This window comes from Moorena sp. SIO3I8 (genome assembly GCF_010692325.1).
In the GTDB taxonomy this organism is placed as follows: Bacteria; Cyanobacteriota; Cyanobacteriia; order Cyanobacteriales; family Coleofasciculaceae; genus Moorena.
Window position 1 is genome coordinate 1 of the sequence record NZ_JAAHHW010000057.1, and the last position, 25,428, is coordinate 25,428.

Annotated in this window: 25 protein-coding genes, 1 tRNA gene and 2 pseudogenes; 22 read left to right on the forward strand and 6 right to left on the reverse strand. The window is 45.2% G+C overall.

The genetic code is table 11. The features are described from left to right. Window positions 1-873 (forward strand): ADP-ribosylglycohydrolase family protein (locus F6K51_RS20700; RefSeq protein ID WP_365940018.1); only part of this gene is annotated, 873 nt, incomplete at its 5' end. A gap of 235 nt (window positions 874-1,108) precedes the next feature. Here the strand turns inward: F6K51_RS20700 and F6K51_RS20705 are convergent. The 4 genes from F6K51_RS20705 to F6K51_RS20720 all read right to left on the reverse strand — a co-directional run bounded on the left by F6K51_RS20705 (window position 1,109) and on the right by F6K51_RS20720 (window position 4,418). After that, window positions 1,109-2,128: a hypothetical protein gene (locus F6K51_RS20705; protein ID WP_293023603.1), complete on the reverse strand. Its 1,020-nt coding sequence runs from the start codon at window positions 2,126-2,128 to the stop codon at window positions 1,109-1,111. Next, window positions 2,125-3,159 carry a hypothetical protein gene (locus tag F6K51_RS20710; RefSeq protein ID WP_293023606.1) on the reverse strand — a complete coding sequence of 345 codons (1,035 nt, stop codon included), beginning with the start codon at window positions 3,157-3,159 and terminating at the stop codon, window positions 2,125-2,127. The genes F6K51_RS20705 and F6K51_RS20710 overlap by 4 nt, the downstream gene beginning before the upstream one ends. 93 nt (window positions 3,160-3,252) lie before the next feature. Further along, window positions 3,253-3,912, reverse strand: coding sequence for an Npun_F0813 family protein (locus tag F6K51_RS20715; protein WP_293023609.1), 660 nt, complete (start codon window positions 3,910-3,912; stop codon window positions 3,253-3,255). A 374-nt stretch (window positions 3,913-4,286) separates the two neighbouring features. Further along, entirely contained in the window at window positions 4,287-4,418 is a 132-nt protein-coding gene (locus F6K51_RS20720) for a hypothetical protein (protein ID WP_293023612.1), read from the reverse strand. A 331-nt stretch (window positions 4,419-4,749) separates the two neighbouring features. Here F6K51_RS20720 and F6K51_RS20725 point away from each other — a divergent pair. The 3 genes from F6K51_RS20725 to F6K51_RS20735 all read left to right on the forward strand — a co-directional run bounded on the left by F6K51_RS20725 (window position 4,750) and on the right by F6K51_RS20735 (window position 7,234). Next, window positions 4,750-4,822 (forward strand) — tRNA-Arg (locus F6K51_RS20725). Window positions 4,823-5,024: 202 nt separating this feature from the next. Beyond that, window positions 5,025-5,336, forward strand: a complete 312-nt coding sequence (locus F6K51_RS20730; RefSeq protein WP_071107458.1) for a hypothetical protein — start codon at window positions 5,025-5,027, stop codon at window positions 5,334-5,336. Window positions 5,337-5,506: 170 nt separating this feature from the next. Beyond that, window positions 5,507-7,234, forward strand: a complete 1,728-nt coding sequence (locus tag F6K51_RS20735; RefSeq protein ID WP_293023687.1) for a succinate dehydrogenase/fumarate reductase flavoprotein subunit — start codon at window positions 5,507-5,509, stop codon at window positions 7,232-7,234. Between the two features lie 96 nt (window positions 7,235-7,330). Here the strand turns inward: F6K51_RS20735 and F6K51_RS20740 are convergent, their stop codons facing one another. Then, window positions 7,331-8,197, reverse strand: a complete 867-nt coding sequence (locus F6K51_RS20740; protein WP_293023616.1) for a tetratricopeptide repeat protein — start codon at window positions 8,195-8,197, stop codon at window positions 7,331-7,333. A gap of 727 nt (window positions 8,198-8,924) precedes the next feature. Between F6K51_RS20740 and F6K51_RS20745 the strand changes: the two genes are divergently transcribed. From F6K51_RS20745 to F6K51_RS20775, 7 genes and pseudogenes are all read left to right on the forward strand, one after another. After that, window positions 8,925-9,935 carry a hypothetical protein gene (locus F6K51_RS20745; protein WP_293023618.1) on the forward strand — a complete coding sequence of 337 codons (1,011 nt, stop codon included), beginning with the start codon at window positions 8,925-8,927 and terminating at the stop codon, window positions 9,933-9,935. Window positions 9,936-9,997: 62 nt separating this feature from the next. Next, window positions 9,998-10,156, forward strand: coding sequence for a hypothetical protein (locus F6K51_RS20750; protein ID WP_293023620.1), 159 nt, complete (start codon window positions 9,998-10,000; stop codon window positions 10,154-10,156). Between the two features lie 364 nt (window positions 10,157-10,520). Then, window positions 10,521-10,697 (forward strand): hypothetical protein, encoded by a 177-nt coding sequence (locus F6K51_RS20755; protein WP_293023622.1) that lies wholly within the window; start codon window positions 10,521-10,523, stop codon window positions 10,695-10,697. A 44-nt stretch (window positions 10,698-10,741) separates the two neighbouring features. Next, a complete protein-coding gene (locus tag F6K51_RS20760; RefSeq protein ID WP_293023625.1) occupies window positions 10,742-12,535 on the forward strand; it encodes an SLC13 family permease in 1,794 nt (597 codons plus the stop codon). 113 nt (window positions 12,536-12,648) lie between these two features. After that, window positions 12,649-12,777: pseudogene (locus tag F6K51_RS20765) on the forward strand (IS4 family transposase); the annotation flags it as partial. Window positions 12,778-12,889: 112 nt separating this feature from the next. Then, entirely contained in the window at window positions 12,890-13,084 is a 195-nt protein-coding gene (locus F6K51_RS20770; protein ID WP_293023628.1) for a hypothetical protein, read from the forward strand. 225 nt (window positions 13,085-13,309) lie between these two features. Then, a complete protein-coding gene (locus F6K51_RS20775) occupies window positions 13,310-14,572 on the forward strand; it encodes a MerR family transcriptional regulator (RefSeq protein ID WP_293023630.1) in 1,263 nt (420 codons plus the stop codon). A gap of 220 nt (window positions 14,573-14,792) precedes the next feature. On the opposite strand, the pseudogene F6K51_RS20780 reads toward F6K51_RS20775, so the two are convergent. Beyond that, window positions 14,793-15,975: pseudogene (locus tag F6K51_RS20780) on the reverse strand (ISAs1 family transposase). A 502-nt stretch (window positions 15,976-16,477) separates the two neighbouring features. On the opposite strand from F6K51_RS20780, the gene kdsA reads away from it, so the two are divergent. From kdsA to cbiM, 11 genes are all read left to right on the forward strand, one after another. After that, on the forward strand, window positions 16,478-17,308 hold the full coding sequence (kdsA, locus tag F6K51_RS20785; RefSeq protein WP_293023632.1) for a 3-deoxy-8-phosphooctulonate synthase: 831 nt from the start codon (window positions 16,478-16,480) through the stop codon (window positions 17,306-17,308). Window positions 17,309-17,328: 20 nt separating this feature from the next. Continuing rightward, a complete protein-coding gene (locus tag F6K51_RS20790; RefSeq protein WP_293023635.1) occupies window positions 17,329-17,835 on the forward strand; it encodes an HAD-IIIA family hydrolase in 507 nt (168 codons plus the stop codon). Between the two features lie 401 nt (window positions 17,836-18,236). Continuing rightward, window positions 18,237-18,374, forward strand: a complete 138-nt coding sequence (locus tag F6K51_RS20795) for a hypothetical protein (protein ID WP_293023638.1) — start codon at window positions 18,237-18,239, stop codon at window positions 18,372-18,374. A gap of 377 nt (window positions 18,375-18,751) precedes the next feature. Then, on the forward strand, window positions 18,752-19,963 hold the full coding sequence (locus tag F6K51_RS20800) for a glycosyltransferase (RefSeq protein ID WP_293023641.1): 1,212 nt from the start codon (window positions 18,752-18,754) through the stop codon (window positions 19,961-19,963). A 634-nt stretch (window positions 19,964-20,597) separates the two neighbouring features. Next, window positions 20,598-21,707, forward strand: coding sequence for a phospho-N-acetylmuramoyl-pentapeptide-transferase (mraY, locus tag F6K51_RS20805; RefSeq protein ID WP_293023642.1), 1,110 nt, complete (start codon window positions 20,598-20,600; stop codon window positions 21,705-21,707). A 482-nt stretch (window positions 21,708-22,189) separates the two neighbouring features. After that, window positions 22,190-22,462 (forward strand): hypothetical protein, encoded by a 273-nt coding sequence (locus tag F6K51_RS20810; RefSeq protein ID WP_293023644.1) that lies wholly within the window; start codon window positions 22,190-22,192, stop codon window positions 22,460-22,462. Between the two features lie 78 nt (window positions 22,463-22,540). After that, on the forward strand, window positions 22,541-22,651 hold the full coding sequence (locus F6K51_RS38515) for a transposase (protein WP_365940023.1): 111 nt from the start codon (window positions 22,541-22,543) through the stop codon (window positions 22,649-22,651). 250 nt (window positions 22,652-22,901) lie between these two features. Then, on the forward strand, window positions 22,902-23,066 hold the full coding sequence (locus F6K51_RS20815; RefSeq protein ID WP_293023646.1) for a hypothetical protein: 165 nt from the start codon (window positions 22,902-22,904) through the stop codon (window positions 23,064-23,066). An 84-nt stretch (window positions 23,067-23,150) separates the two neighbouring features. Beyond that, window positions 23,151-23,960, forward strand: a complete 810-nt coding sequence (locus tag F6K51_RS20820; protein ID WP_293023648.1) for a DUF4382 domain-containing protein — start codon at window positions 23,151-23,153, stop codon at window positions 23,958-23,960. A 247-nt stretch (window positions 23,961-24,207) separates the two neighbouring features. Continuing rightward, window positions 24,208-24,702 (forward strand): carboxypeptidase-like regulatory domain-containing protein, encoded by a 495-nt coding sequence (locus tag F6K51_RS20825; protein ID WP_075905495.1) that lies wholly within the window; start codon window positions 24,208-24,210, stop codon window positions 24,700-24,702. Continuing rightward, entirely contained in the window at window positions 24,689-25,366 is a 678-nt protein-coding gene (gene cbiM, locus F6K51_RS20830; protein WP_075905497.1) for a cobalt transporter CbiM, read from the forward strand. The genes F6K51_RS20825 and cbiM overlap by 14 nt, the downstream gene beginning before the upstream one ends. Window positions 25,367-25,428 lie beyond the last annotated feature (62 nt).

Consider the following 25,428-nt stretch of genomic DNA (forward strand, 5'->3'; position numbering starts at 1 on the left):
CATCCCGTGTCGTTAATAAAGCTTACCGAGTATCCGTTCGCGCAGCGTCGGCGAAAGCCGATACCGTTGGGTGGAGTTGGTAAGAAGCCCACACTGAACTCAAAGAGTCAGTGTGGGAGTATGTCACCCCATAGTTTGATTGAGCAACAGGGGTTTGATCCAGTTGATCAATTACAGCAGTATCTGCGATGGTACCGAGAAGGTTATCTAAGTAGCACAGGTCAGTGTTTTGATATTGGAAACACAGTATCCCAAGCCTTGCAGCAGTTTCAAATCACCCAAAACCCTTACTGTGGGTCCACAGCTCCCCGTAGTGCTGGTAATGGGTCTATCATGCGCTTGGCTCCTGTGCCTTTGTTTTATGCTAAAAAACCAAAAGAAGCGATCGAGAAGTCTGGTGATAGTTCACGCACTACTCATGGAGTAGCAACCGCTGTCGATGCCTGTCGCTACTTGGGGGCCCTGCTAGTCGGAGCAGTTAATGGAGTAAGCAAAGAAGAACTGCTTTCGGAACTCTATTGCCCCATTCCTCAATACTGGCAAGAAAACCCAATGGTTGGGGAAATAAACGAAATTGCCACAGGATCCTTCAAATACCGCCAGCCGCCAGAAATTAAGGGGACAGGTTATGTAGTGAAATCCTTAGAAGCCGCTTTATGGGCCTTTGAGCACAGTAGCTCGTTTCGGGAAGGCTGTCTGTTAGCCGTCAACTTAGGTGATGATGCTGATACCACCGGGGCAGTTTACGGACAATTGGCAGGGGCATTTTATGGAGACCAAGGGATACCAGAATCTTGGCGTTCCCGACTGGTTAAACGGGAGCTGATTGAGTCCACAGCTGACCAACTATTTGCCCTGGCTCAACGCGCTTAAGTTATATCAATTAAGTGATATCAAGTAAGTTATATCAACAGTTATAGCGTTTCTCATACTTATGAAGTACATTCAATTTACTTCCCCCCTCCCACCCTTCCGCCAGCAGTAGGGAGGATTACGACTCCCAACTCCCGACTCCCGACTCCCGACTCCCGACTTCCGACTCCCGACTCCCGACTTCCTAAAACCCTAAGGGCGAAAGTCCCTCACCCAGAAGCCAGCAGACTTGATATCAAATAGAATAGACCTGACCATCAATTAATAATCGGGTAATTCCTTTAGCTTGCAAATAGGAAGAGGTCTTCTGAAGCATCTGAGCATCAGGAACCTTGATGACTCGCTCAGAACGGTTAGAAAAACGCCGTGCCACCCTATGGTTTTCGAATACTGGCAAGGTTGTCTCTTGAACTTCTTCGTCAGGAATTTGTCCGAGGTCGCTAAACTCATTGAGAGGGCGAGCAATTAACTCCGCCGCTCGGCTGACTACCAGATAGCAGGTTTTAGGAAGAGAAGCTTCCGAGAGGGGCAAAATTTCAATGTAAGAACCGCTTTTAGCCACAGAGGTTCTGATGGATTCGTGAATCTCGGAATCCGGCAAGTCATCGTCCCAATCTTCATCGAGGTCATCGAGGTCATCGAGGTCATCGAGGTCATCGAGGTCATCCAAATCCTCTAAATCTTCTAAATCATCATCTTGATCCAAATCCCCTAAATCCTCGTCGAGCAACTCAGCGAAGCTCCTAGTTGCTAGTCCCTTATCCTCAGGTAAGAATTCATCTTGGTCATCAACAGACTTATCTTCATCTGAACCTGATGTGGTAATATCAAGTTGCAGTTGGGTATGTTGCTCCTCTTCCTCCACTGGTGGTTGAGCAGCCACAGAGGAACGCTTACGCCGCCGACGTCCATCAGTAGAGGTTGAAGTCAATAAATCACTGATAGATTCTGCTAATGGTTCATTTGCTAATGGTTCATTTTCGAGTCCAACTAGTGATGGTTGAGCTGCTGATTCTACCACAGGCTTAGACGTTTTGACAGTAGAAGAGGAAACATGATCAGCAGTACGATTAGAGCGCTTTTGTTGGATTAGAGCCTCGTATTCTGGCTCCAACAAGTTGCTCTTAAGGATACGGCTAATGGTGGAGTTACTAACTCCATAACGGTCAGCCAGCGTTGAGGTTGTCTCTGCTGTCTGTCGATATAGTTCTAGGATGTCCTGTTTATCGACATCAGATAGTTTTCTTGGACTCATGCTACTTTTTCAGCTCGCCTGCGTGAACCACGACGGGAACGGCTCGATATTTGATATTCCAGGGCAGCCCCTATTGCAAACAATACACCACTGAATACAAAAAAGACTTCTGGTAAACCGCCACTTTCGTAGTTCGGTCTAGTCTCAGCATACTTAAACCACATATCTGCAATGTACAGGCAAAATGTTGCAGCGGCAATCATTTGCCAGGATTGGGAAAAACGTCCACCCCAAAAAGCTAACAGTAGGGATGAGGCAATAATCAGCAGAATTACATCGAAAGCAATGTAGAGGGTCGTCAATTGGTTTGAATAGGCACTCAGTGACTTGTCAAGTTCGATAGCCCACCTTGGAGAATTATGATCAGTACTCTGATTAGCCTCAGAGTTGGTTATTTCAGATGGCTCTGCCGAGATGACCATAGCATTATTTTCCTTGACCAGAAGTGGTGTGGTCGAGTCAGAAATAGAATACGCAATTGTCACATCACCAGATTCAGGAGTGCTAGATTCGAGGGAAGGGGCAAGTAACAGCAAAGCAGCTAAGGCCATCCCCACTATGGCAATCGCTACAATCGTTAACCCTTGCCAAAGTTCTAAGTTTAAGCGTCTGGGAATAACTGCTAAAAACATGCCTACCCCAAGACATACGTAGGAGGATAAGTAAAACACATCTGCTAGTGATACATCAGGGTTAAGGTGAAAATACAGCTCCCACACACCGAATATCAAGTCACCCATCAAATAGAACAGATTCCCCAGACCGAGTCCTAGCCAGACATTTCGTCCACTGGCAATCTGAGGGCTGCGCCAATTTCTGAAACAGAGAATACTTGCTACTAGGAAGGGTATACATTCTAAAAAGTAGGTACTAATCAGGTACCAAAATGGACTTTCTTGCCCAGGGGATGTAATCCCAAACAGCAAGAAGAATAATAGGGAGATAATCGCCCAAGCAATACCACCATAGATGATGGTATTGCTGCTGAGGGGGGATAGATTACCTGATGACCGTTCTGCAGAGCTGCTCATAAGGAATTTCACACTTATCACTGACTAGCACAATAAGACTATGGTTAGGCAGCTAAAATATCTATGATTCTTAAGCTTATTTTTAATTGTAGATTATTGCCATAGTTTACTAAGATCACAGTTGTTAAGCCAGTTGATAAACTGAGTTTGCTCCTGAGCTGGCATATCCTGCAAGATATCGCTAACCCCCTGAGCAAAGTTGGTATTGCCAAAATAGTCTTTACCTAAGCGATATAGTTCTTGCAACAGGGTGATCAGATGATGTTCTTCCCAGATAGGAAAATCAGAGTTGGTAAGGGGGTCGATTTTGAGCAATTGTTGTACAGCTTGGTTCGATTGAACCTGGGGAAAGTTTGAATCTATCAAGATCTTGGCGATATCCTTCTGGAACAACCCAGCTTGTCTAGCTCCTAAGAAGTCTTCCACATCCATATACACCGTCTGTAGTAGCAAAAGACAGGCTTGAATGTAGGATACCCTAGTGCCCTCAGAGCTGGGTTCAGTGCCTAATTGATCCAGACGGATTTTTCCCCAAACGCTGTAGCGCTCAGGTTCTTCCAACAATACACAAGCTTTTCCCCGATGATCGGTGAGGTCTCGCCAGAAAGCTATGGCTTCCTCTTCCTGAGTGGCACCAAATACACTGAGCAGGCGAAAGGTTTGCCCCTGGTAATTGAGAATCGGGATTTGCTGCTCCCTCTGTGGGTGCTGAATACTAGAGATTTCAACATCCTGCCTTTTCAAAATAAACATGATACTGGCACATGACTCCTGACCGGGTCAGGGGGTGCTGTTGACGAAGTGTTCTAACCCCCTAGTACTCTGTCAATTTAGTTTTGAGGGTTAGGGCAAAGTCGCACGGTGGCACGGTGGCACGGTGTTAAGTCATACCTAATGCCTAGTAAAAGCGTGCCTAATCCGGAAAAGTATAGTTTACCCCTCAATTCAATTTTGACAGAGTAATAGTCACTATCTCCTGATCAGAATCCTTGTGACAGAGTCTGACTAAGTTCTGATCAGTGACACTGACTATGTACCTACCTTAACTCGGGTTCGAGCTAAGTGCCTTGAGTCTTACCGCTAATTGAGACAAGCAATCGATAATTATTATTGTGGTGGCTCTCCACTTAAGCCCAAGGCTCTCCTGATACCAAGTTGCGGTCAAACGTACAACTTTCTCTTCCCCCAATCTCCCCATCTCCCCATCTCCCCATCTCCCCCTCCTGGGAGGGGTTAGGGGTGGGTTCCCATCTCCCCATCTCCCTATCTCCCTATCTCCCTATCTCCCTATCCAAGCAATCTACTATCTTTGAATGCAACTCGGTATGAGATCGGGAACGGGTAACGGGCAACGCTTAACGGGAAATGCTTTCTGTTACCGGAGCCATTGTTCCTTTATCCGAAGTTCCCTGTTCCTCCTTGACCTTGACTGTCCCGTTTTAAATTGGTATAATTTTTGGTTATGGTTTACAGATACAGGAGTGAATACCCGCAAAGCGCCTTGATAGGACTAGGTATTAGGCACACAGAGACTGGTACCCGATCACCAGCCAAGCAAAAACAGTTTTTTCTGATGTATGATATAGCTATGCCCTCGTAGCTCAGTGGATAGAGCAAGGGATTTCTAATCCCTGGGTCGTGGGTTCAAATCCTACCGAGGGCGCTCTTTGGTCATTGGTTATTGGTCAAAAGTAGGCTTAATTTGGCTCACAAAATACATAGGACTAAGGATTAATGACTAATGACTAAATGTAAATCTAAATGTAAACTGATGTTGCGCTCCTCTTAAAAATTATTGAGAAATCCCCCAAACCTGGATGAGACGCATATGGTAAGAAAAATAAAGAAATGTGTCAAGAGATGCCATGGATAACTTACAACGATATCGCATTGTCTGCACCCTAAGCTTTGGTGACATTTATGGACAAATTATGGTTTGGTTAATCGTAATTTTCCTGAGTCTTGCCTCAGCCTTAGCTCTTTGGAGTGCTGACCGCCAAATTTACGCTCTGGCAACTGTCGGGCTGATTTTGGTACTATCTCTGCCCTTCCTGCTCTTTGCCTTCGTGACTACATTGTTAAACCATATTGAAATTGCTCAGATGGAAGAGGAGGAAACCACATCAACAGCTGGAGGCAGAGCCCCTAGACAGAAACCTATTGGGGCGACCGGTTGAAGATAATCCGGACCATCCCCGGCTTTTTCAGAACCCGGGGAAGGGGAGTTGAGAGCCTCCGTGCTTGAGGAGGGGCGCTTCATACTTTTTCCGCAATCCTAGAGGGTAAATGCCTAGAGGCTAGAACCTAGAGCCTAAAATAGGAATTGGGATTCCATAATACGACCGAGATGCTAGAACACGATGTCATTATTGTCGGTGGGGGATTAGCTGGATGTCGCGCTGCTTTAGAGATTAAACGCTCTGAGCCTAAGCTCGATGTCGCCCTTGTCGCTAAAACTCACCCAATTCGTTCCCATTCGGTGGCTGCCCAAGGGGGTATGGCAGCTACTCTGAAGAATGTTGATGCTGACGATAGCTGGGAAGCCCATGCCTTTGACACGGTTAAAGGGTCTGACTACTTGGCAGACCAGGATGCAGTAGAAATCCTAACCAAAGAGGCTCCAGAGGTGGTCATTGAGCTGGAACACATGGGGGTTCTGTTTTCCCGCTTACCAGATGGTCGGATTGCTCAGAGGGCTTTTGGAGGTCATTCCCATCGCCGCACTTGCTACGCGGCAGATAAGACGGGTCACGCCATTTTGCATGAACTGGTGAACAATCTCCGGCATAACGGTGTCAAACTCTACGATGAGTGGTACGTTATGCAGCTGATTTTGGAAGAGGGTCAGGCAAAAGGGGTGGTGATGTTCCAGCTCCTAAACACGAAGGTGGAAGTAGTACGGGCAAAAGCGGTCATGTTTGCTACTGGGGGTTATGGACGGGTATTTAACACCACCTCCAATGACTTTGCTTCCACTGGGGATGGTCTGGGAATGTCAGCTCTGGCTGGGGTGCCTTTGGAAGATATGGAGTTTGTACAGTTTCACCCTACAGGCTTGTATCCGGTGGGGGTTTTGATTTCTGAGGCGGTACGAGGGGAAGGGGCTTATCTGATTAACTCAGAAGGCGATCGCTTTATGAGGGACTATGCCCCCAAACAAATGGAACTGGCACCTCGGGATATTACTTCAAGAGCGATTACCCTAGAACTCAGAGCTGGTCGTGGCATTCACCCTGATGGCAGTGTAGGTGGACCTTTTGTTTACCTTGACCTGCGCCACATGGGCAAAGAAAAGATTATGAGTAGGATTCCGTTCTGCTGGGAAGAAGCCCATCGATTGGTTGGTATTGACGCAGTACATCAACCAATGCCAGTACGACCAACTGCCCACTACTCTATGGGGGGAATCCCTGTCAACACCGATGGACAAGTTCATAGTGGTGAAGATGGCTTAATTGAGGGCTTCTTTGCCGCTGGGGAATCAGCCTGTATATCTGTTCATGGGGCAAATCGCCTCGGGAGTAATTCCCTGTTGGAATGTGTGGTTTATGGCAAAAGAACCGGTGCTGCGATCGCAAAATACGTCCAAGACCGGAAGTTACCAGACCTTGACGAGCAATCCTACCTCAATGCAGCCCAGACAAAAATCAAAGCCCTTGTGGAAAAATCTGGCACCTTACGGCTTAACCAGTTGCGTCAAGCCTTCCAAGACTGTATGACCCAATTCTGTGGCGTTTTCCGTAACCAAGGGTCCATGGAGGAGGGATTAAACCAACTGCAACAATTCAAACAACAGTACCAGCAAATTTATTTGGATGACAAAGGCAACTGTTGGAACACGGAAATTATCGAAGCCTTGGAACTGCGCAATTTAATGATAGTCGGAGAAATTATTCTTACCTCTGCTCTGAACCGACGAGAAAGCCGGGGTGCCCATAGCCGGGAGGATTATCCCCAACGGGATGATCCCAATTTTCTCAAACACACCCTAGCGTTTTACTCATCCGCAGGTATTGACCTGCAATATAAACCGGTAAGCATTACCTTGTTTGAACCGAAAGAGCGGAAGTATTGATTGTTACTCCGATACTGCCTCACTGGTCGAGTCATGAGTAAGTAACACTCCTAGCCTGTGTTGGTTACTCATCACTAATCATGGTTTAGCCAATGACTAATTTTCTGGAGTTTCTGGAGTTTCTGGAGTTTCTGGAGTTTCTGGAGTTTCTGGAGTTTCTGGAGTTTCGGCTGCCAACTGTTTGACTTGGTCTTTGTACTTGGCTGGTGCTAGGGATTCAGCCTGGTCAAACAGGGGTTTAGCCTTTTCAGTGTTACCCTGTTCTTTAAAAATCATGGCTTTAGCTAGCACTGGTCTCCAGTCATCTTGGCTGCCTTTGATCGCCTGGTCATATATAGCTGTGGCTTCGTCATAACGCTTCTGATTCGCGTAAACTTGACCTAACAACAACTGCACAGAAATGACATCAATGCTCCCAGGTTTAATCTCATTGACTTGCTGGGAACTTTTTAAGGTGTCTTGCAGCAAACCGATGGCTGCTTCTGGGCGGTTTTCCTGGGTTAGCAAACTAACTAACCCTTGCAGAGCATTCATATCCCCAGGCTTAGCGTTTAATATGTCCCGATAGGCTTGAGCTGCTCCTTCGCGATCGCCAATTTGTTGTTTTACCTGAGCCAGCAAGACCCCATAATCTGTCTGGTCAGTATTGAGTTTGGCTAACTTTTCTAGGGGTTCAATGGTGCCTTTGATGTCTCTTAGCTGTAGCCGTATCTCCAGCAGACCTCTCAAAGCCGTTAAATTTTCTGGTTCTCGCTGCAAGACTAGTTCATAACCCTTGGCTTGAGCTTCTAGTTCTGCTTGCTGCTGGGCAGAAATATTTGGTGTAGCTGTAGGTGTTGCCCCAACAGAGGCGGGATTATCCTTGAAAATATTCCCTAGCAAAGGAATCATCGAAATACCGATAAAGGCTAGCACAGCTAGTACTAGCACTATTTTGATCCAGAGACTGCGCTTTTGAGACACAAAACTTTCTTGAACTGTTCTATAAAACGTGAACATCGCGGACAAAAACGTCACAACGAAGCCTGTTTACTTCCTGTTTCAACTAGGACTGTCGGCAGCACCCTATCCACAGGCTTCAAATCGGCTGGAACCCAACCTAATATTGAATTTGAGGTGACAACTTTGTTGCTCTACTCCGTTATTTTCGGGAGATTTAAAACTGATGGCTTTACTCAGTTACCTTTTCGCAGGCTACCCACTCTTGTAGAAGATTATCTGGATGTCAAGCCTAATACTGTTATTGCTTGGTTATTGCATAGGCCCATTGTACCACAATCCCAGAGGAGTTTTGTTGAAAACATGCGGGTATGTTACGCATGCGTAACATACCCGCATGTACTAGATTGCTACTCTCTTCCCATTATGAAACGATTTGGGGGTTTTCAAGTCTCCTCCCATCAATCCCATCTATATAAATACGCTAGCATTAAGGCTCAGTTAAATCGGCTAGAAACCGCTCAGATTAAAGATTCCATAAACTTTGCGGATCTAACCTTTCTCTCACTGCATTCTGTACAGTGGGTAGACTAGTACCAAGTGCGCTCACCCTCCAGTTTTGTGGTGGCAACAGTCCAGGATAATTTTTTCTGGAAAGGACACCGGAAAGCTGGAGGATGTTGACAAAATAATGCTGCCAATGTCAGTCAAAACCACCCATGGGAATGTGTCTCCGCCGCTAGGAGGTTATATGAATTCGTCTGTGAATGGGCTTCCCGACTCAGCTGAGTCGTCTGGAATCCAACCACCGGAAGTATCCAGTGTGCAAAACCAGCCCCCAGAAACACCAACTGGTGGCTCTCAAGATACCACCAAATCAGCTCCCTTAGCTGAATCTAATGGGACAGTAACTACTCAGGTCTCAAGTAAGGTCTCAAGACAGCACCCAATTCCTGCCCCCAGTGAACCTAGGCAATACCGCGCCATTGGTCTGGTCAATGGCAAATATATGCCTTCCGCAGAACAGTTGACCAGGGGAACACTGGTAGGGGCAGATGGAACCTTGATTGATGCGGTGTTACTCGGTCGGGTCATGAGTTTGGTCAAGAATCACTTAGATCTCAATCAGCCCCACCTCTGGGTTGTCTATCCTCGCATCAGGCAAGCAGACGATAACTTACATGTCCAAATTGTTGGCGTCTGGGAACCAGAAACTCTCGAACCCACAGCTGAAGCTGAAACAACTGACTCGGGAGTTGCTCAGTCCGAAACAGAAGTCGAGACATCAAATGACTCCTCAGAAGCTGAGGCGGAACCGATTCCGAAGGATGGCTATTTTTCCATTCGTGGCGAGGTGATATACCATTCGCGGGAGAAGGAACAAGTCGTTGTTAAAATTAGGCAATTACCTCGTAAAGAGTCAGATAAGCCTAAGTTTTTCAAGTTAAAGCTTAAGGGTTGCCTGGGAGAAAGGGTTGTTGGTCATTTTTGGGATTTACATGCACAGCTGCAAGCCAATACCCTGGTGATCCAGGAAGGAAATGATATTGGGTTTCTCAACAAAAAAGGACCTAAGAGGAAACCATTTAATAAAAATAAAAAACGTTTTGGTGCTAAAAAGAATTACCCGAAGCCACGTCCTGCTCGTAAAAAAGATGGCGCGGCTACAGCCACAGCACCCAAAGCCCAAAGACCAAGACCGAAACCGATCAAGCGTATTGACAAGGGTAGTAAGGGTGATACCTCTGGGAATTCTGCTTGATGGGAAGTGGAAAATTGCTCGAAGCGTGAGCTACCACGCTTTACTTTGAAGAAGATGGGGGGATGGGGGAATGGGGACGGACATGGAATATCCCCTACTCCCCTACTCCAGAAGCTACCTGTTCCCCTGGCATACTCAGAGCAACCCCCAGGAGTTTATTCAATTTTAATTTAATTGATTTTTTTGTTGGCGGGATGGTAAGATTAACAGTCAACAGTTAACAGTCAACAGTTAACAGTCAACAATAATTGACAGTTTATTATTAAATTTTTTTCAATCAAGGGTGTCTTAATTTAAAGTTTTAATTAAGGGATATACTTGACTAGATAATAATGAATAATTAAGTTCATAGTCACGGATGAATTCGGGTAATAAAGATTAGTACATGCTTGTTACAAAGTTCCGAAGTTCCGAAGTTACCTTTAAATTAATTTGATTTCCTAAGGCTTATGCTCATTGCTATAACTATAAATTAGTTTGATAAAGGATACGCTAACTAATAGCGTTATTGAATCATTTTGGCTAGTATATGGCGAGATAAATTCCATGGATAGGTAAATTTATCAAAATGTTTGATGGATGTCCATGAGCTACCTAACTAAGGTAGTCTTTTTTGGTGAGAGCGATCGCTACGGCGGTTTGCATAACTATCAGGTACACAGGATTGTTTTCCCACTTCCGACTTCCGACTTCCGACTTCCGACTTCCGACTTCCCACTTCTGACTTCCCTGTTCCCTGATCCGAAGTTCCCTGTTCCCTAAAATCCAGAAATTTGTACCTAACTGAATTGCAAACCGCTGTATCTATGACTATATTTCTAACCCTGAGCGTTGTCGTACTAGCTTTAATCAGTTTCATTAGGGAATGGATGCCAGTGGATATCACTGCGATCGCAGTGATGGTATTACTTATGCTTCTAAAGCTAGTCACCCCAGAACAGGGAATCTCCGGTTTTGGCAACCCTGCCACGATCACTGTGATGGCTATGTTTATCCTCAGTGCTGGGATTGCCCGAACTGGGGCGCTTCAAATCGTGAATGACCTACTGCTGAAGTGGGGAGGCAAGGAGTCAACCCAGCAAATATTTACCATGGGAATAATTGCTGGGCCCATAACGGGCTTCATTAACAATACAGCTGTGGTGGCTGTACTACTTCCTATTGTAGAAGATTGGTGCCGCAAGCAAAGTATTTCCCCTTCTAGGCTTTTGATGCCCTTATCCTTTGTCACTATCTTAGGGGGCATGATCACTACCATTGGCACCTCCACTAATGTCTTGGCCAGTGGGTTGTCTAAACAGTTGGGCTATGGTGATTTCAGCTTGTTTCAATTCACCCGATTGGGGCTAATTACATTCACCATAGGATTGGCATATTTGGCTCTAGTGGCACCCCGACTTTTGCCCAACCGTAAAGTAGCTAGCAATGGTATTGTCTCTCAGGACTATAATCTCAAAGAGTATGTCAGTGAAATTGTGATTACACCAGATTCCAGCCTAGTGGGGCAAACCCTACGTGCCAGTGAAATCCAGCGGAAGTTTGATTTGGACGTTTTGGAACTGATTCGCAATGGTAGCCGTTTTCCCCAACCGCTGGCAGATAAGGTATTGCGACCAGGGGATATTTTGATTGTGAGGTCTGGTCGGGAGTGTCTGCTGAGAGTCAAAGATCAACGAGGGATAGAAATCTTAGCTGATGTCCAATTTGGACAACAACCCTTGGAAAGCGGTCTTACCTCTGGGGAGGAGGGGATTGCTGAGGTGTTGATCCTGGCTAACTCTAATTTAATTGGCTCAACCTTAAAGGATATGCGGTTTCGGCAACGCTATAACGGTACAGTTTTGGCAATTCGACGGGGACAGGAGCTGGTCAGAGAAAGACTTGGAGGAGTTTCCTTACACTTTGGTGATGTGCTGTTGGTACAAGGTCCGAGGCAAAGTTTGTTGGGATTGCAAACCAGTCGAGATTTGTTAGTGATTGGACAGCGAGATTTAGAAACCCTACGGCGAGACAAAGCAGTAATTGCGATCGCAATTAGTGTAGGGGTAGTCTTAGCAGCTGCCTTTAATCTGCTACCGATTATGGTGAGTGCCTTGTTGGGAGTAGTGTTGATGGTGATCACTGGTTGTCTCAAGCCTGGGGAACTGTACGGAACAGTACGCTGGGATATTATTTTCCTGCTGGCTGGGTTAATTCCTTTGGGAATAGCCATGAAGGAGTCAGGCACAACTGAATGGTTAGCCGAAAATCTAGTGGCACTGGGGGGTAATCTGCCTGGTTATTGGTTGTTAACGTTGTTCTATGTGGTTACTGTCCTGATCACAGAGGTGCTGTCTAATAATGCTTCGGTGGTGTTACTTTTGCCGATTGCTGTGGAGGTAGCTAAGAGTTTGAGTCTCAATCCTCTAGCGTTTATGTTTACAGTGATGTTTGCCGCATCTAATAGTTTTATGACTCCGATTGGGTATCAGACCAATACCATGGTTTATGGGCCAGGGGGTTACAGGTTTTTGGATTTTGCTAGGGTGGGTGCCCCATTAAGTTTGTTGATGGCATTGATTATTCCGCCACTGGTGATTGCCCTGTATGGGTTGTCTTGAGTTTTACCGCTATAAATAAGCTACTCTTTATTCCCTCCTCATTCGCGCTTTGCATCAAGACACGGTTTGTTTTTTCACTGAATTATATCCAATTTAAAGGTGCAACAGCTGTTTTATTACAATTAGTGGTTATCCCGAAATATTTTGGCAATAAAATATTCTATAAGCTTCGATATTTACAAGCTTTTATGTGTGAAAATATTAGCTATGTACATTGGTTTGATAAGATGGTGTTATCGTGAAGCTATCTGGTGTGTTATTGGTGTAGTGTATCTAATTTTAGGTACATAACTCTCGGAATTCAAAATTTATGGTTTAGTAGTGGTAGGAAAAGCGACAATTTTTACAAAAGTAATGGTAAGCATACTAGCAATATGCTCTGGTTTATTACCGATTAAAAGTTGTGCCGCTAATTCCCATCATCAGTTAGGAGTAGGAGTCTGTTTAGTTTATCAAAAACTGACTAGACCTTCTCAAGCTCACTTAGTAACGTCTACACCAAAACTGTTTGTCTTTTTAGACAGTCAGGCGGGTCACCAACCAACTTAATTATAACATGAATCGTCGTGATTTGTCGTCTCGCTATCCATCCCCACCCGTCCCAGGTATGGGGAATTCCGCGAGCTTCGTTAAAATTTAGTTGCCCATGGCGTTAGTAAATAATTTGCCTTTTTTAAAAAAATTCTCAGATTTCCCTTGACTCTCACGTAACGTCAGGCTCTAAGGTGAACTTATCAACCGCATTTCTCTGGTAAATAAGGATCAGAGCTAAAGATGTTTAAACTCATGAAGATTGGTGAGTTAGCCAAACAAACTGGAATCTCTATTCGGACGTTGCACTATTACGACGAAATTGGTTTGCTCTCACCCTCCCATCGAACTGAGGTAGGATATCGGCTCTATAGTGACCAGGATATCATCCGATTGCAGCAAATTGTATCCCTGCGACAGCTTGGCTTTTCTCTAAGGGAAATTAGTGAATGTTTATCAAATCCTGAATTTTCCCTTCAGCAAACCATCGACTTGCATCGAGCCAAAGTAAAAGAGCAGATGAGCTTATCACGCCAATTACTCAAACGCTTAGAGGTAATCTCTACAGAGCTACAAACAAAGCAATCGGTTGCGGTTGAAAACCTGATTCAAGTAATGGAGACAATTTCTATGTCCAAACAACAATATCTGACACCAGAACAGCAAGAAATTCTGAAATCAAGATTTAGCGAACGAGAGGCGGAATGGCTAGAGCTCCTGAGTCAAGTACGTAATGAGATGAGCAAAGGGACGAATTTTGATAGCTATTCTGTGAAAAATCTATTTAGTCGCTGGGAGCAAAGTATGAATACTTTAGTCCATGACGACGAACAAATATACGAGTCACTGATGAGGATGTATCAGCAGGAGGAAGTAGAAACGGCAAATTGGGGTGCGATCGATTTTGCTACATTTGAATACATTCTTAAAGCAGTTTCCTTTCTTTGGCTTGCTGACTACATGAAGATGAATAATTTGAATTTCGTTATTCCCAAGAAAAGCTTGACTCCCGAAGCGCTCCGCGTCTTTCATTTAGGAGAGGATGCCGTTCGCCAGTTAAACCTTTACTACTTGGGTACAGAAGGTATTCTTTTGGGATTTTTGGTAGAAGACGTTGGTGTGGCTTCGCAGGTTCTAATGGCTGCGGGGGTAACTTTTGAAGCGGTACAGCACCAGGTTAAGCAAATGCTTGGTGAGTATCCCCCATTGCGTTCAGAAAGCATCATTCCCGAAAAAAATCTTATTAATCGCAGAGTTCAAAGAGTTGTGGATCTGGCCCTTGAGGAGGCCAACCAGTCAGGTCAGACGCAGATAAATTCAGGACACTTACTACTAGGCATCTTGAAAGAAACTGAGGAAACCGAAGACGCTATAGAGAAAGCAAGAGTTCAAGGCGTTGAAAAACCAATAGAATTTATCGGATTAGCAGCCAAAATACTCAGAGAAGCATTCGGAATAGATTTGCTGCAGCTTGAGCAACAGCTAAGGTTAGCCATGTTGCAATAGCCAGTTGTTACACAGGGTAATCGCATCTTGATCGAGTTCTCAAATTACTCTAACTTGACCATTAATTTGACTGTACACTGCAGGTTATGACATGCACAAAGCTGATGTATTTAGTGTTCAAGTCCCGCAAAGTGCTTTGGATCTGTGGCTTGAGCTATATGAGGAAGTCCATGACCTGATCAAACTTGTCCTCAAACTTGCCTTGACCTGAGCCAACCCCTCACTCAGCCGCACTGGCTGCCAGAATTTTGATTACAAAGTCATTGTCCATCCCGGCCTTGTAACGCTTCATCTTCAGACTGAGTCGGGACGGTTCGCGATCCACGTAAATTGACACTTAAACGGCGCAACAGCCCCAGGTTTTGGGCAGCATAACCCTGACGAATCCGACTCGCATCTTCGTTGAAGGTGACATCGAGCACCCAATGCAGACTATTTTCAATAGTCCAATGGGAGCGAATGACCTGGTTATGGCGCTGAGCATCCGCTTCCAGACTACTAATGTAAAAGCGAACTTCCTTGGTAGTTTTGTTCCATAACTCTCGCGTAGTCTTAACCATCACTACGGTGGTTAAGCCCACCCACTGGCGTTGCCGATGCAGGGCGCGGTAATTGACTCACTGGCACCGCCCAAACCTGACGAGTATCCCTGCGGTGATGCCCAATGCCCGATACTGTGATGGTGAGTGAACTCAATCCCCTGCCAGTTCTGAGCTTGAGCTTGCTTAAACCAATCCTTTACTGACTGGCTGAGCTGACCTTGGTTGCCTTTGAGAGCCAAAACATAGTCTCCTTCGGCCTTCTTGATTTGCCCAGGGATGGAGATTTGGGTTCCCATCGCATCGAGGGTCACCACAGCTCCCTTAAGGTTAAGCAACAACAGCCTCTGAGGTACTGCCTTGATTTCATTGGACTTGCTCTCGACCTTTTGCTGAGCCAGCAAAGCGCCCATGTTCGCTGCTCCAGGCACTGACACTGTGCAGAGCTTTAAGTTGGCTTTCTCGGTCATAAGAACCTTTTACCCTCTTGCCATCGATATGAATCAGGCTCACACCTAATTTCTCGGTGATGCTGCTGACCCAACTCAGGAAACTGGTTTCTAGCTCTTGGGGTTCGAGCCGACCCAACACCCGACCAAAGGTATCATGGGAGGGAATCCCATAGGGTAAGTCCAAAAAGGTCTCTAGCCACCCAAGCTTGGCTTTGCCGTAGGTCTCAATGGCGACAAACCCATCGGCTCCAGAGAGGATGGCCAAAATGGCAATGGTGACTATCCCTAGCAAACTGTGATGCTGGGTTCTTTCCACACGGGGATCCTGTAGGTGTTGAAAGTGTTTAAGAACACTCTTTCTAAGAATCAATGCCTGTTGTTGTTGCTGAGGTGTCAGCACAAGTGCGGCCATTGCCTTTTGACATGACCAACGATGGGGAAATAGAAACTTTTGTTGATCCTCAGGTTAACTGCTTGGGCTTCTGGGAGGTAGCCTCAAGGAATATCAGGATTTTCATAACACACCTAAGTATTTGTCAAGTACATTTTATACAAAATTAAGATGCGATTACCCTGAGTTGTTACAAGATATCGCAGCCGCTTTGGGACAAGAAGAAAAGGTAGAGGAAGCGATACTGAAGCTAATAAAGCTTTTCGTACAGCTATGTCTTTTCGTTTCTTCGTTCGCGTAGCGTGTGCTTTGCACATATGGCTGACCAAAAATAGGGATGTATTTGCCGCTCACAAAGAGGGTTTGGGGTATATTTGGGCTTAAATTTCGTTTAATTCCCAATAGCTGATAGCTGAATGCTTACACAAAAATCAGCACAATTCTTTTAGGATTATATATATTCTCTCAATCCAAAACCAGTAGCCAAGCTTCTGTGTTGAGAAACCAACAGTCAGGAAAACTCATGAATCATACCCAAATCACTGATACCCTCTCGATTGGCGATCGCTATCCACTCACCCTGATTGGTGGTCCGTGTGTGATTGAATCGGAAGACTTTACCTTAAAAATGGCAGAGGAGATCCATAAAGTATGCGATCGCTTAAATATTCCTTTCATCTTCAAGTCTTCCTTTGACAAAGCCAATCGCACTTCCATCAACTCTTTTCGGGGACAAACCCTAGACACAGGTCTAGACATTCTCCAAAAGGTTAAACAGAAGGTGGGTGTGCCAGTGCTTACCGATATCCACGAAAGTCACCAAGCTGCAACGGTTGCTGAAGTAGTCGATGTCCTGCAAATCCCAGCGTTTCTGTGCCGCCAAACTGACTTGCTAATCGCTGCGGCTGCCACAGGTAGGGCAATTAACGTCAAAAAAGGTCAGTTTCTTGCCCCTTGGGATATGAAGCATGTGGTCACCAAACTGGAAGCTGGGGGAGCCAAGAATATTTTACTAACAGAGCGGGGTACTAGTTTTGGTTACAATACCCTAGTGGTAGACTTTCGCTCCCTCCCTCAGATGCGCGAGTTAGGTTATCCTGTAGTTTTTGATGCCACTCATAGCGTCCAGATGCCAGGAGGAAAGGGAGATAAATCTGGTGGACAGCGGCACTTTGTTCCCTATTTGGCCAGAGCTGCGGCTGCCGTTGGCATTGATGCTCTGTTCATGGAAATTCATGAAAATCCTGACATCGCCCTTAGTGATGGTCCGAATATGGTACCATTGGCGGAACTGGAAAATGTCCTCAAGGGAATTCTGAATGTTCGTGCAGCTTTGGACGCTACAATTGGGTAAAATTGGCGGATAAATTTGCTATGAATAACATCCCTGAGACTGAATTACAAGCACGTTTATCCCAGGTGAAACTGCTAGCCCTAGATGTAGATGGAGTCATGACCGATGGCGGACTTTACTACACAGAAAGCGGTGAAGAACTCAGAAAATTTAATGTCAAAGATGGCATGGGAATCAAGGTACTCCAACAGACTAAAATTGAGGTAGCTGTTATTACCAATAGCAGTTCTAGAGCAACCCGACATCGAGTCCAAAAGCTAGGAATCAAGTACAGTTTTTTTGCCATTGAAGATAAGTTAGCTGTCCTCAAACAACTCTGTGAACAGTTAAGTTTATCTCTTTCCCAAGTCGCCTATGTTGGTGATGATATCATTGATTTAGCCGTTCTGAAAGCTGTAGGATGTCCCTTAACTGTTGCTGATGGGATACCAGAAAACCAAGACACTGCTGTGTATGTTACCAGATTAGCAGGTGGTCAAGGAGCGGTTCGAGAAATATGTGAGCTCTTGATCAAAGCACAGGTTTAAGGTAAGTATTCAGCTTAAGCGCTACGCCCACGCTACGGGAACAGCTGGCTTTTGAATTAAACAGGTAAGCATTCCTACTCACTTCCAAGCTTTTCTATGAAAATTATGCAGCTGGTAGGTTGGAACACCAGCAGGAGTTAAGAGCAGCAATCAACAACCTTGAACTGCAAGCCCAGCGATATATGGACTTATATCATCAGGTGTTACAAGATTAGAATGCGATCGCATCCGTCAACAGCACTAAGCGCTTTTGTATCATCGGTTTTGAACATACTCCCAAAGGCCAAGAGGCAACAGGCAAGAGGGGTTCAAGATTTTCAGTTTTATTGTCAAATAAAAAAAGATCATACAGGTTTACATCTCAAATACAAACGCTATATATAGCAATCCGTGTAGGAATTGTGATAATTTTTGATCCGAATTTCCCTACTCCCGTCTTGATGCAGTCGCTCATGGGGGAAACCACGCCAGTTGCTCATGGGGGAGACCCCCATGAGCAACTGGCTCCCCAAGACCGTAATGGTGCGTTTGACCCGTAATTAAATTCGCTATAGGTGGGCTTTCCAATGGGCGAGTAAATCGCCCTTGGATCCCACCTCAAGGTGCGCGCCTCCTAGGGCGAGTAAATCGCCCTTGGGTCGCACCTTTCGGCAAAGCCGACGCGGGGCGCGTTCGGGTCGCACCTCTGCATCGCTACTCCCTAATCCCAGATCCGCTGTTCCCTGATCCGAAGTTCCCTTTGGTATATCAATTCCATGTGATGGCTGATTAAATATCAGCAATATTTATTGAAATTAGTATTAGATAGAGTATATTAATAACTCTGGAAAAGTAAAATTATGAGCCCTGATATCTCTTTAGTTAGTATGTATTGATAGATACTAGCCAGATATAATTATTTTAAGAGGTTATCACCTTGAAAACCATTGCTCTCATTGAGGAAAATTGGAATGGATATCGTCCAACATACCTCAAGGTTTTCACCAAAACGTTACTTGAGCTTGGTCATCAAGTAATAGCCTTCTGCCCAAAACCATTAGAATTAACTGAATGGGTTGCCTTTAACTGCCCTAACTATCAAGAGCAATTCCAGGTTTTTCAATTTCAAAGACCAGAGCCTAGCTCATTTGGTATCAATGGAATTCGCACAGCCCTGAATGCATTAAAACGTTGGTACTACGCCAAAGCTAGCATTCAGTATGCTTCATCAAAAATTGGTAAAGTACCCGATCTAGTATTTTTTCCCTGGCTTGATAGTTGTTTAGCACCCTACCTGCTACACCATATAGTAGACAAGATTTTTCCTTACCCTTGGTCTGGTCTCTATGTTAAACCTCGTCATTTGAGGCTTAAACAAACGTTTTGGTCTATCAATAGAGGTCCTCTAAAACCTCATGCTGCCTTAAAGTCCTCTCATTGCCCAGCTATTGCTGTTCTTGACGAAGGGATTGCTAAGCAATTACAAAGCAAAATCAACTGCAAAACGGTAATTACTTTTCCCGATTTTACCGACGAGTCAGCCCCAGACTTGAATTGGTCAATCGTGAAACAAATTCAAGCCAAAGCTGAAGGCAAAAAAATCATTGCATTACTAGGCATACAATCCCAGCGCAAAGGAGTTCTGACACTTTTAGAAGTTGCTCAGCAGATGGTGAAACAAGACTATGTTTTTGTCTTCGCTGGTCAGTTATCCAAGCAGAGCTACACTTTCCAGGAGCAAGCAAGACTCCAGACTCTTCTTAACCTAAAATTACCTAACTGCTTTTTTTATTTTCAGCGTATTCCTGATGAAGCAAAATTCAACGCTTTAGTTAGTACTTGCCATATCTTATTTGCTGCCTATAATAACTTCCCGCACAGTAGTAATATCCTGACTAAAGCAGCAGTTTTTGAAAAACCTGTGATTGTGAGCAGCAAGTTTTGTATGGCAGAGAGAGTGAGCAAATTTAAATTGGGTTTAACTATCAATGAAGGGGATGTGCTGCAATGTATTTATACTATAGGTCTGCTCTGTAGTAAACTGGATAACTATAACCAAGAAGTGCAACCGGATTTTCATGGTTATAGACGTCTTCATTCTACTGATAAGCTCCTAGAGAAACTTCAGCGTATTTTAACTAGTATTTAGCAAGTCGCTATTCAAAAATACAGCGGTTTGCAATTGCTGTTAGGTACTTTCGTTCTGGGTTTTTAGGGACTGAGGCCGTCGGCCACGCGGGGCGCGTTCGGAGCAGGGACTGAGGCCGTCGGCCACGCGGGGCGCGTTCGGAGCAGGGACTGAGGCCGTCGGCCACGCGGGGCGCGTTCGGAGCAGGGAGCAGGGAAGAGGGAAGTCTGAGTCAGGACTTACGCACAGAATCCATGGGTAGGGTGGGCAAAACCTTGCCCACCCTACAGGTAGCGTTAAATTGAGGGATTTGCGTAAGTCCTATGAGTGCAGTTGCGCCATGGTTAACTCAGCTGTTGGTAAGCATATGCCCTGGGGGAACAGCGGTCAGGGATCAGCCGTCAGCCATTCCCGTAGGGCATATGCTGATAGCTGATAGCTGATAACTCCCTAGACCTTGGTAGTGATCCGGTCATCCTGTCATCCGGTCATGCCTTGATAATCTCGTAAATTGTAAAAAATCAGTCCTACCGTGAGCGATCGCAGACCTTTGATGTTAGGATTTGACTCGTAACCGTAAATTATACGGATATAAGCAAAGATACAGGGAATTGTATCTTTGTGAGGAGTGTTAAAAAAAAGGAATAAGAGGCTTGTGGTAGATTCTAAACGATTGTCTGGGCAGTTGTTCAACTTAACGGGAACTAAACTCCTATATATTCTATCAATCGGCTTAACTCTGGGTGCATTAATTCTGGATGGGACAGCAGCTCGGTCCCTGATCGCAGGTAACTCCATCACTATACCCCTGTTGATCTGTGCTCTGATCACTACTGGCATTGGATATCGAGCAGTCCCCTTTCTACAAGCACTCAAAATGGGTCAGATTATTCGTCAAGAGGGTCCCCAATCCCATTTACACAAAGCGGGTACCCCCACCATGGGTGGCATATTTTTTGTGCCGGTAGCGGTGGTGATTGCCCTGGTGTGGTCAGGATTATTCCTCCAACAGCAGGATTTTATCCGGGTCCTAGCGGTATCCCTAGCCACCCTTGGCTATCTGTTCATCGGCTGGGTGGACGATTGGCAAGTAGTCCAACGTCGCTCTAATAAAGGGATGTCCCCGAGAATGAAACTGGCCTTACAAATTGTGGTCAGTTTACTGTTTTGTCTATGGTTAGCACAAACCCAGCCAGCCAGTATCACTAACATCACCCTACCCTTGGGGATCGTCTTACCCTTGGGATTGTTGTTTTGGCCGGTGGGTATATTTGTGCTATTAGCAGAAAGTAATGCTACTAATCTTACCGATGGAGTGGATGGACTGGCAGCAGGAACCTGTGCGATCGCATTTTTAGGACTGGCTGCCCTGATTGCTCCGACCTCCCCTGGTTTAATGGTCTTCTGTGCTTGTATGAGTGGCAGTTGCCTCGGTTTTATTGCCCACAACCGCAATCCCGCCAAAGTCTTCATGGGGGATACCGGTTCTCTAGCCCTAGGAGGAGCACTTGCAGCGGTAGGACTTTTGACTGGGAACCTCTGGAGTTTATTTATAATTAGTGGTATTTTCTTCGTAGAAGCAGTTTCAGTGATTGCTCAAGTTAGTTACTATAAAGCCACCAAAGATGCCAATGGGGTGGGTAAGCGTTTATTAAAAATGTCACCGTTCCACAATCATCTGGAACTTTCTGGCTGGTCAGAGACCCAGATAGTGGCGGTATTTTATTTAGTTAATGGGCTTCTAGTGTTGTTGTGTTTGGCTTGAATTGTGATTGGGTCTTTGTCCAGCCTTGCCTTGGGAGGCTAGGGGGGCAAAATCATACCATCCTTAAGCAAGGCCGACTGACATTTTTGCTGATTGTCTTGATGTAGTCGCTCATCGGGAGGGGCGGCATCAAGACACTATTTTTGCAACGGGTCTACTGATTCATCCTTCATTCTTATGCGCCCTTATCCAGTCATTCTATTAGGAGACAGAGAATTTCACAGTATCAAACTGGCTAAGTGGCTAGACCAGAGGAAAGTAGACTTTGCTTTGCGTCCCTATTAAGGGCACTTGTATTCAAGATGATGACACCGTTTATCGAGCGCTGAAAAACTTAGGAATTAAACCAGGAATGTCTCGGTTTTATAAAAACATTTCTTGCACAAAAGCCCATCAGCTTGGGAATTTTAATTTAGCAGTTTATTGGAAGCGCACCTCTCGAAAATACGAAAGTTAATGAGCGACGTTTACTTGCTATTGTTTTGCTCATTTCTATCGCTTATACCCAGGCAACTTTACAGGTAAAATATTTACAAAATATCGAAGTTAGTGAGTATATTTGTCGTCCTACTGAACCGGAACGTTCAACGGCTCGACATAGTTATTTTTGGATTGGATTGTACGCTCCAGATTCGGTTCAATCTCTCAATAACTGGTCAGATTTAGCTTTTATTCTGATGCATATCCAACCTCACAAACGGCTCAATTTTCAGCGAGGACTTAACGCTATATCCGTTATCCAGAGTGCTTTGTAACCTTGTTGTCACCCCTTGATCCTCAAGTCATAAAAGTCATCAGATAAGAGCTAAATAAAAAGACTGGTTAGAAATGGGATTGTATTTTTTTTTTCGCCAACTTATAGTCCAGAACTTAATCTAATAGATGGGGAGTGGCATCAACTTAAAATTCCTCAAATCTCTGGTCGAATGTTTGAGGATGAATAGGATCTAGCTTTAGCCGTTAAAGAAGGTATAAAAAAACGAAGTTGCCAAGTAGGTTATCAGCTTCAACAGTGGACAATATCTGGAAATGTAGATAGTAAAAATGATCAACTTTTTAAGGTTTAATTAAGCCCACCTACTTAGGTGCGACCCGTGGCGAATTTAATTCGCCTACGGAAAGCGCACCTTATTTTTTTTTAATAAACCTCAGCCATTTGTTTTAAAACCATCAGCTAAATTACTGAAAATAGTGATGTATCCCGGCCACGGGGGTGTGGGTCGAGAGGGGGGAGTGTGGGAAGTGTGGGAAGTGTGGGAAGTGTGGGGAGAGAGGAAAGTGTGCGCAGATGGGGCAGTGGGCAGTGGGCAGATGGGGGAGAGGGGGATTGTAAATTACCCCAAAACTGAGTTTTATTAAGTTTTGTATACTAATTAAGGTAGAAGCGAAGGTAGAAGCGATCGCATAATCATGATCACAAAGGTGCAAATATGGGTAAATCTAATGGTTATAGCTGTAATTTGCCTCTCAGGCTGTAGTGATGGTAAACCAAAGAGCGAGACTAAGCCTACAGCAGGGAATGGCAAGCTGCAATTTCGGGCTAACGGTGAAGACTTTGTCCGACAGGGCTTTATTTCCAAAGACAGTTGGCAAATATCTTTCGATCGGGTTTACATCAACCTAGCGGACGTGACCGCTTACCAAGCTAACCCTCCCTATAACCCCGATAAAGTAAAGGAAATCTCAGTCGAAGAGAAAATTATCCTCCCCAATCCCAAAACCATCGATTTAGCGGAAGGGGGAGAGGATGCCGAGCCAATTCTGATTGCTGAGATAGCTGATGCACCAACTGGTCATTACAATGCTCTTTCCTGGAAAATAGTCAAAGCCAACACTGGTCCAGCAATGGGTCAAACCCTAGTGATGGGTGGTAAAGCCAGTAAGCAGGGACAAACCATTGATTTTGTGATCAAACTTGACCAAGAGATTGAATACCGCTGTGGTGAATTTGTCGGTGATCAGCGCAAAGGGATTCTAGCCAAGGATGGGGAAGCGGACATAGAAGCTACCTTCCACTTCGATCACATTTTTGGCGATAGTGATGTGACGGCTAATGACCCCCTCAACACTGGTGCGATCGGATTTGAGCCATTAGCTGCACTCGCTAAGAACGGCAAACTAGAGGTGACAATGGCTCAGCTTAAATCAGGACTCCCAGCTGGAACCTATCAGCAGCTTACTCAAGAGATTCTTCCTAACCTAGGTCATGTGGGTGAAGGTCACTGTAAATCTACTCCAATTTCCAGGTCATGACGTACCCAACACCCTTACTCCAAACCCCGGAGTCTTATCACCTAGAGTCCTTATCAAGACAAGGAAAAATCGAGAGGTAGTGCTATAAAAATCAAACCTGATCAGCTCTGACCCATCTAATTTGCATGACTCTTGAAGAGTGGGAGAGTGGAAGAGTGGGAGAGGGTCACAGAGATTGACGACTTTTCCGGAAAGTAAAAAATATGTCAATTAAATCCAGTCAACACTCAACAGTCAAGAATTAAGGATGAAGTGGAAAGGTTTGATGCTACTGAGCCTGGTTTCTGTCTTGAGTTGGTCAGTTAATGCTGAGGCTCACGGCACTAAGCTTGAATCTAAAACTATCCAGGCCATTGAGATTAATGCTAAATACGACACTGGTAAACCGATGTCTAATGCCCAAGTAACCATTTATGCTCCCAATAATCCTACCACTCCTTGGCAGACAGGGACTAGTGACACCAACGGCAGGTTTATCTTTGCTCCCGATTACGCTCAGCAGGGAAATTGGACAATTCAGGTGCGCCAAGCTGGTCACGGTGGCATGATTACTCTTACTCTTGGTGAAGAGAATTCTGCTGTAGCGGGTCAGTCATCAGCAGCGGGTAACTACCTAATGAGCTCATCAACCAGTCCTACTTACACCCCTGTTCAGAGAATGCTCATGGCAGCTGCTGGTGTCTGGGGATTTGTGGGTACAGCACTCTTTTTCTTAGGGAGGAAAACTAATGCACATTCCTGATGGTATTCTCCCTGCTTCTGTCTGTCTTGCTGGTTATGCAGCTACTGGTGGACTCACTTGGTATGCCCTACGTCGAATTGATCAACATCAAAACCCCCAGGAGGCAATTCCCAGAGCGTCCTTACTGACCGCTGCCTTTTTTGTGGCATCCTCAATCCACCTCCCCATCCCACCAGCGAGTGTCCATTTCGTTCTTAATGGCTTGTTAGGGGCAATTTTAGGTTATTATGCCATTCCTGCCATTCTGATTGGTTTGTTCTTTCAAGCAGTTATGTTCCAGCATGGTGGACTCTCCACCCTCGGGATAAATGCAGCCATGATGGGAATATCAGCAATCTTGGCGTATCACCTGTTCCAATTGCGGCGGGTGTTTGGTAAAGGCAATCGAATTGTTACTGCTATCTTCAGCTTCTTGGCAGGTGCTGCTGGCTTGGGAGTGGCGACGCTAATATTCTTCGTCCTAGTCATTACCAATATTCCTGCTACTATTAATGTGGCAACAGAACGGACAGCAATTTACGGGCTAATGGTTGCCCATATCCCCCTGATGGTGATCGAGGGGTCGTTTTCAGCGGCAGTCGTGTTATTTTTGCAGCGAGTTCAACCAGAATTGCTAGGGGAATCGGGAAGGGGAAGCAAATACGATATCAAAACTCAAAAATGATTTTCGACTAATTAGGGCTTCTCCCACTGCCCCCTCTCCCCTCTCTTCCCCTGGAGCCAAGT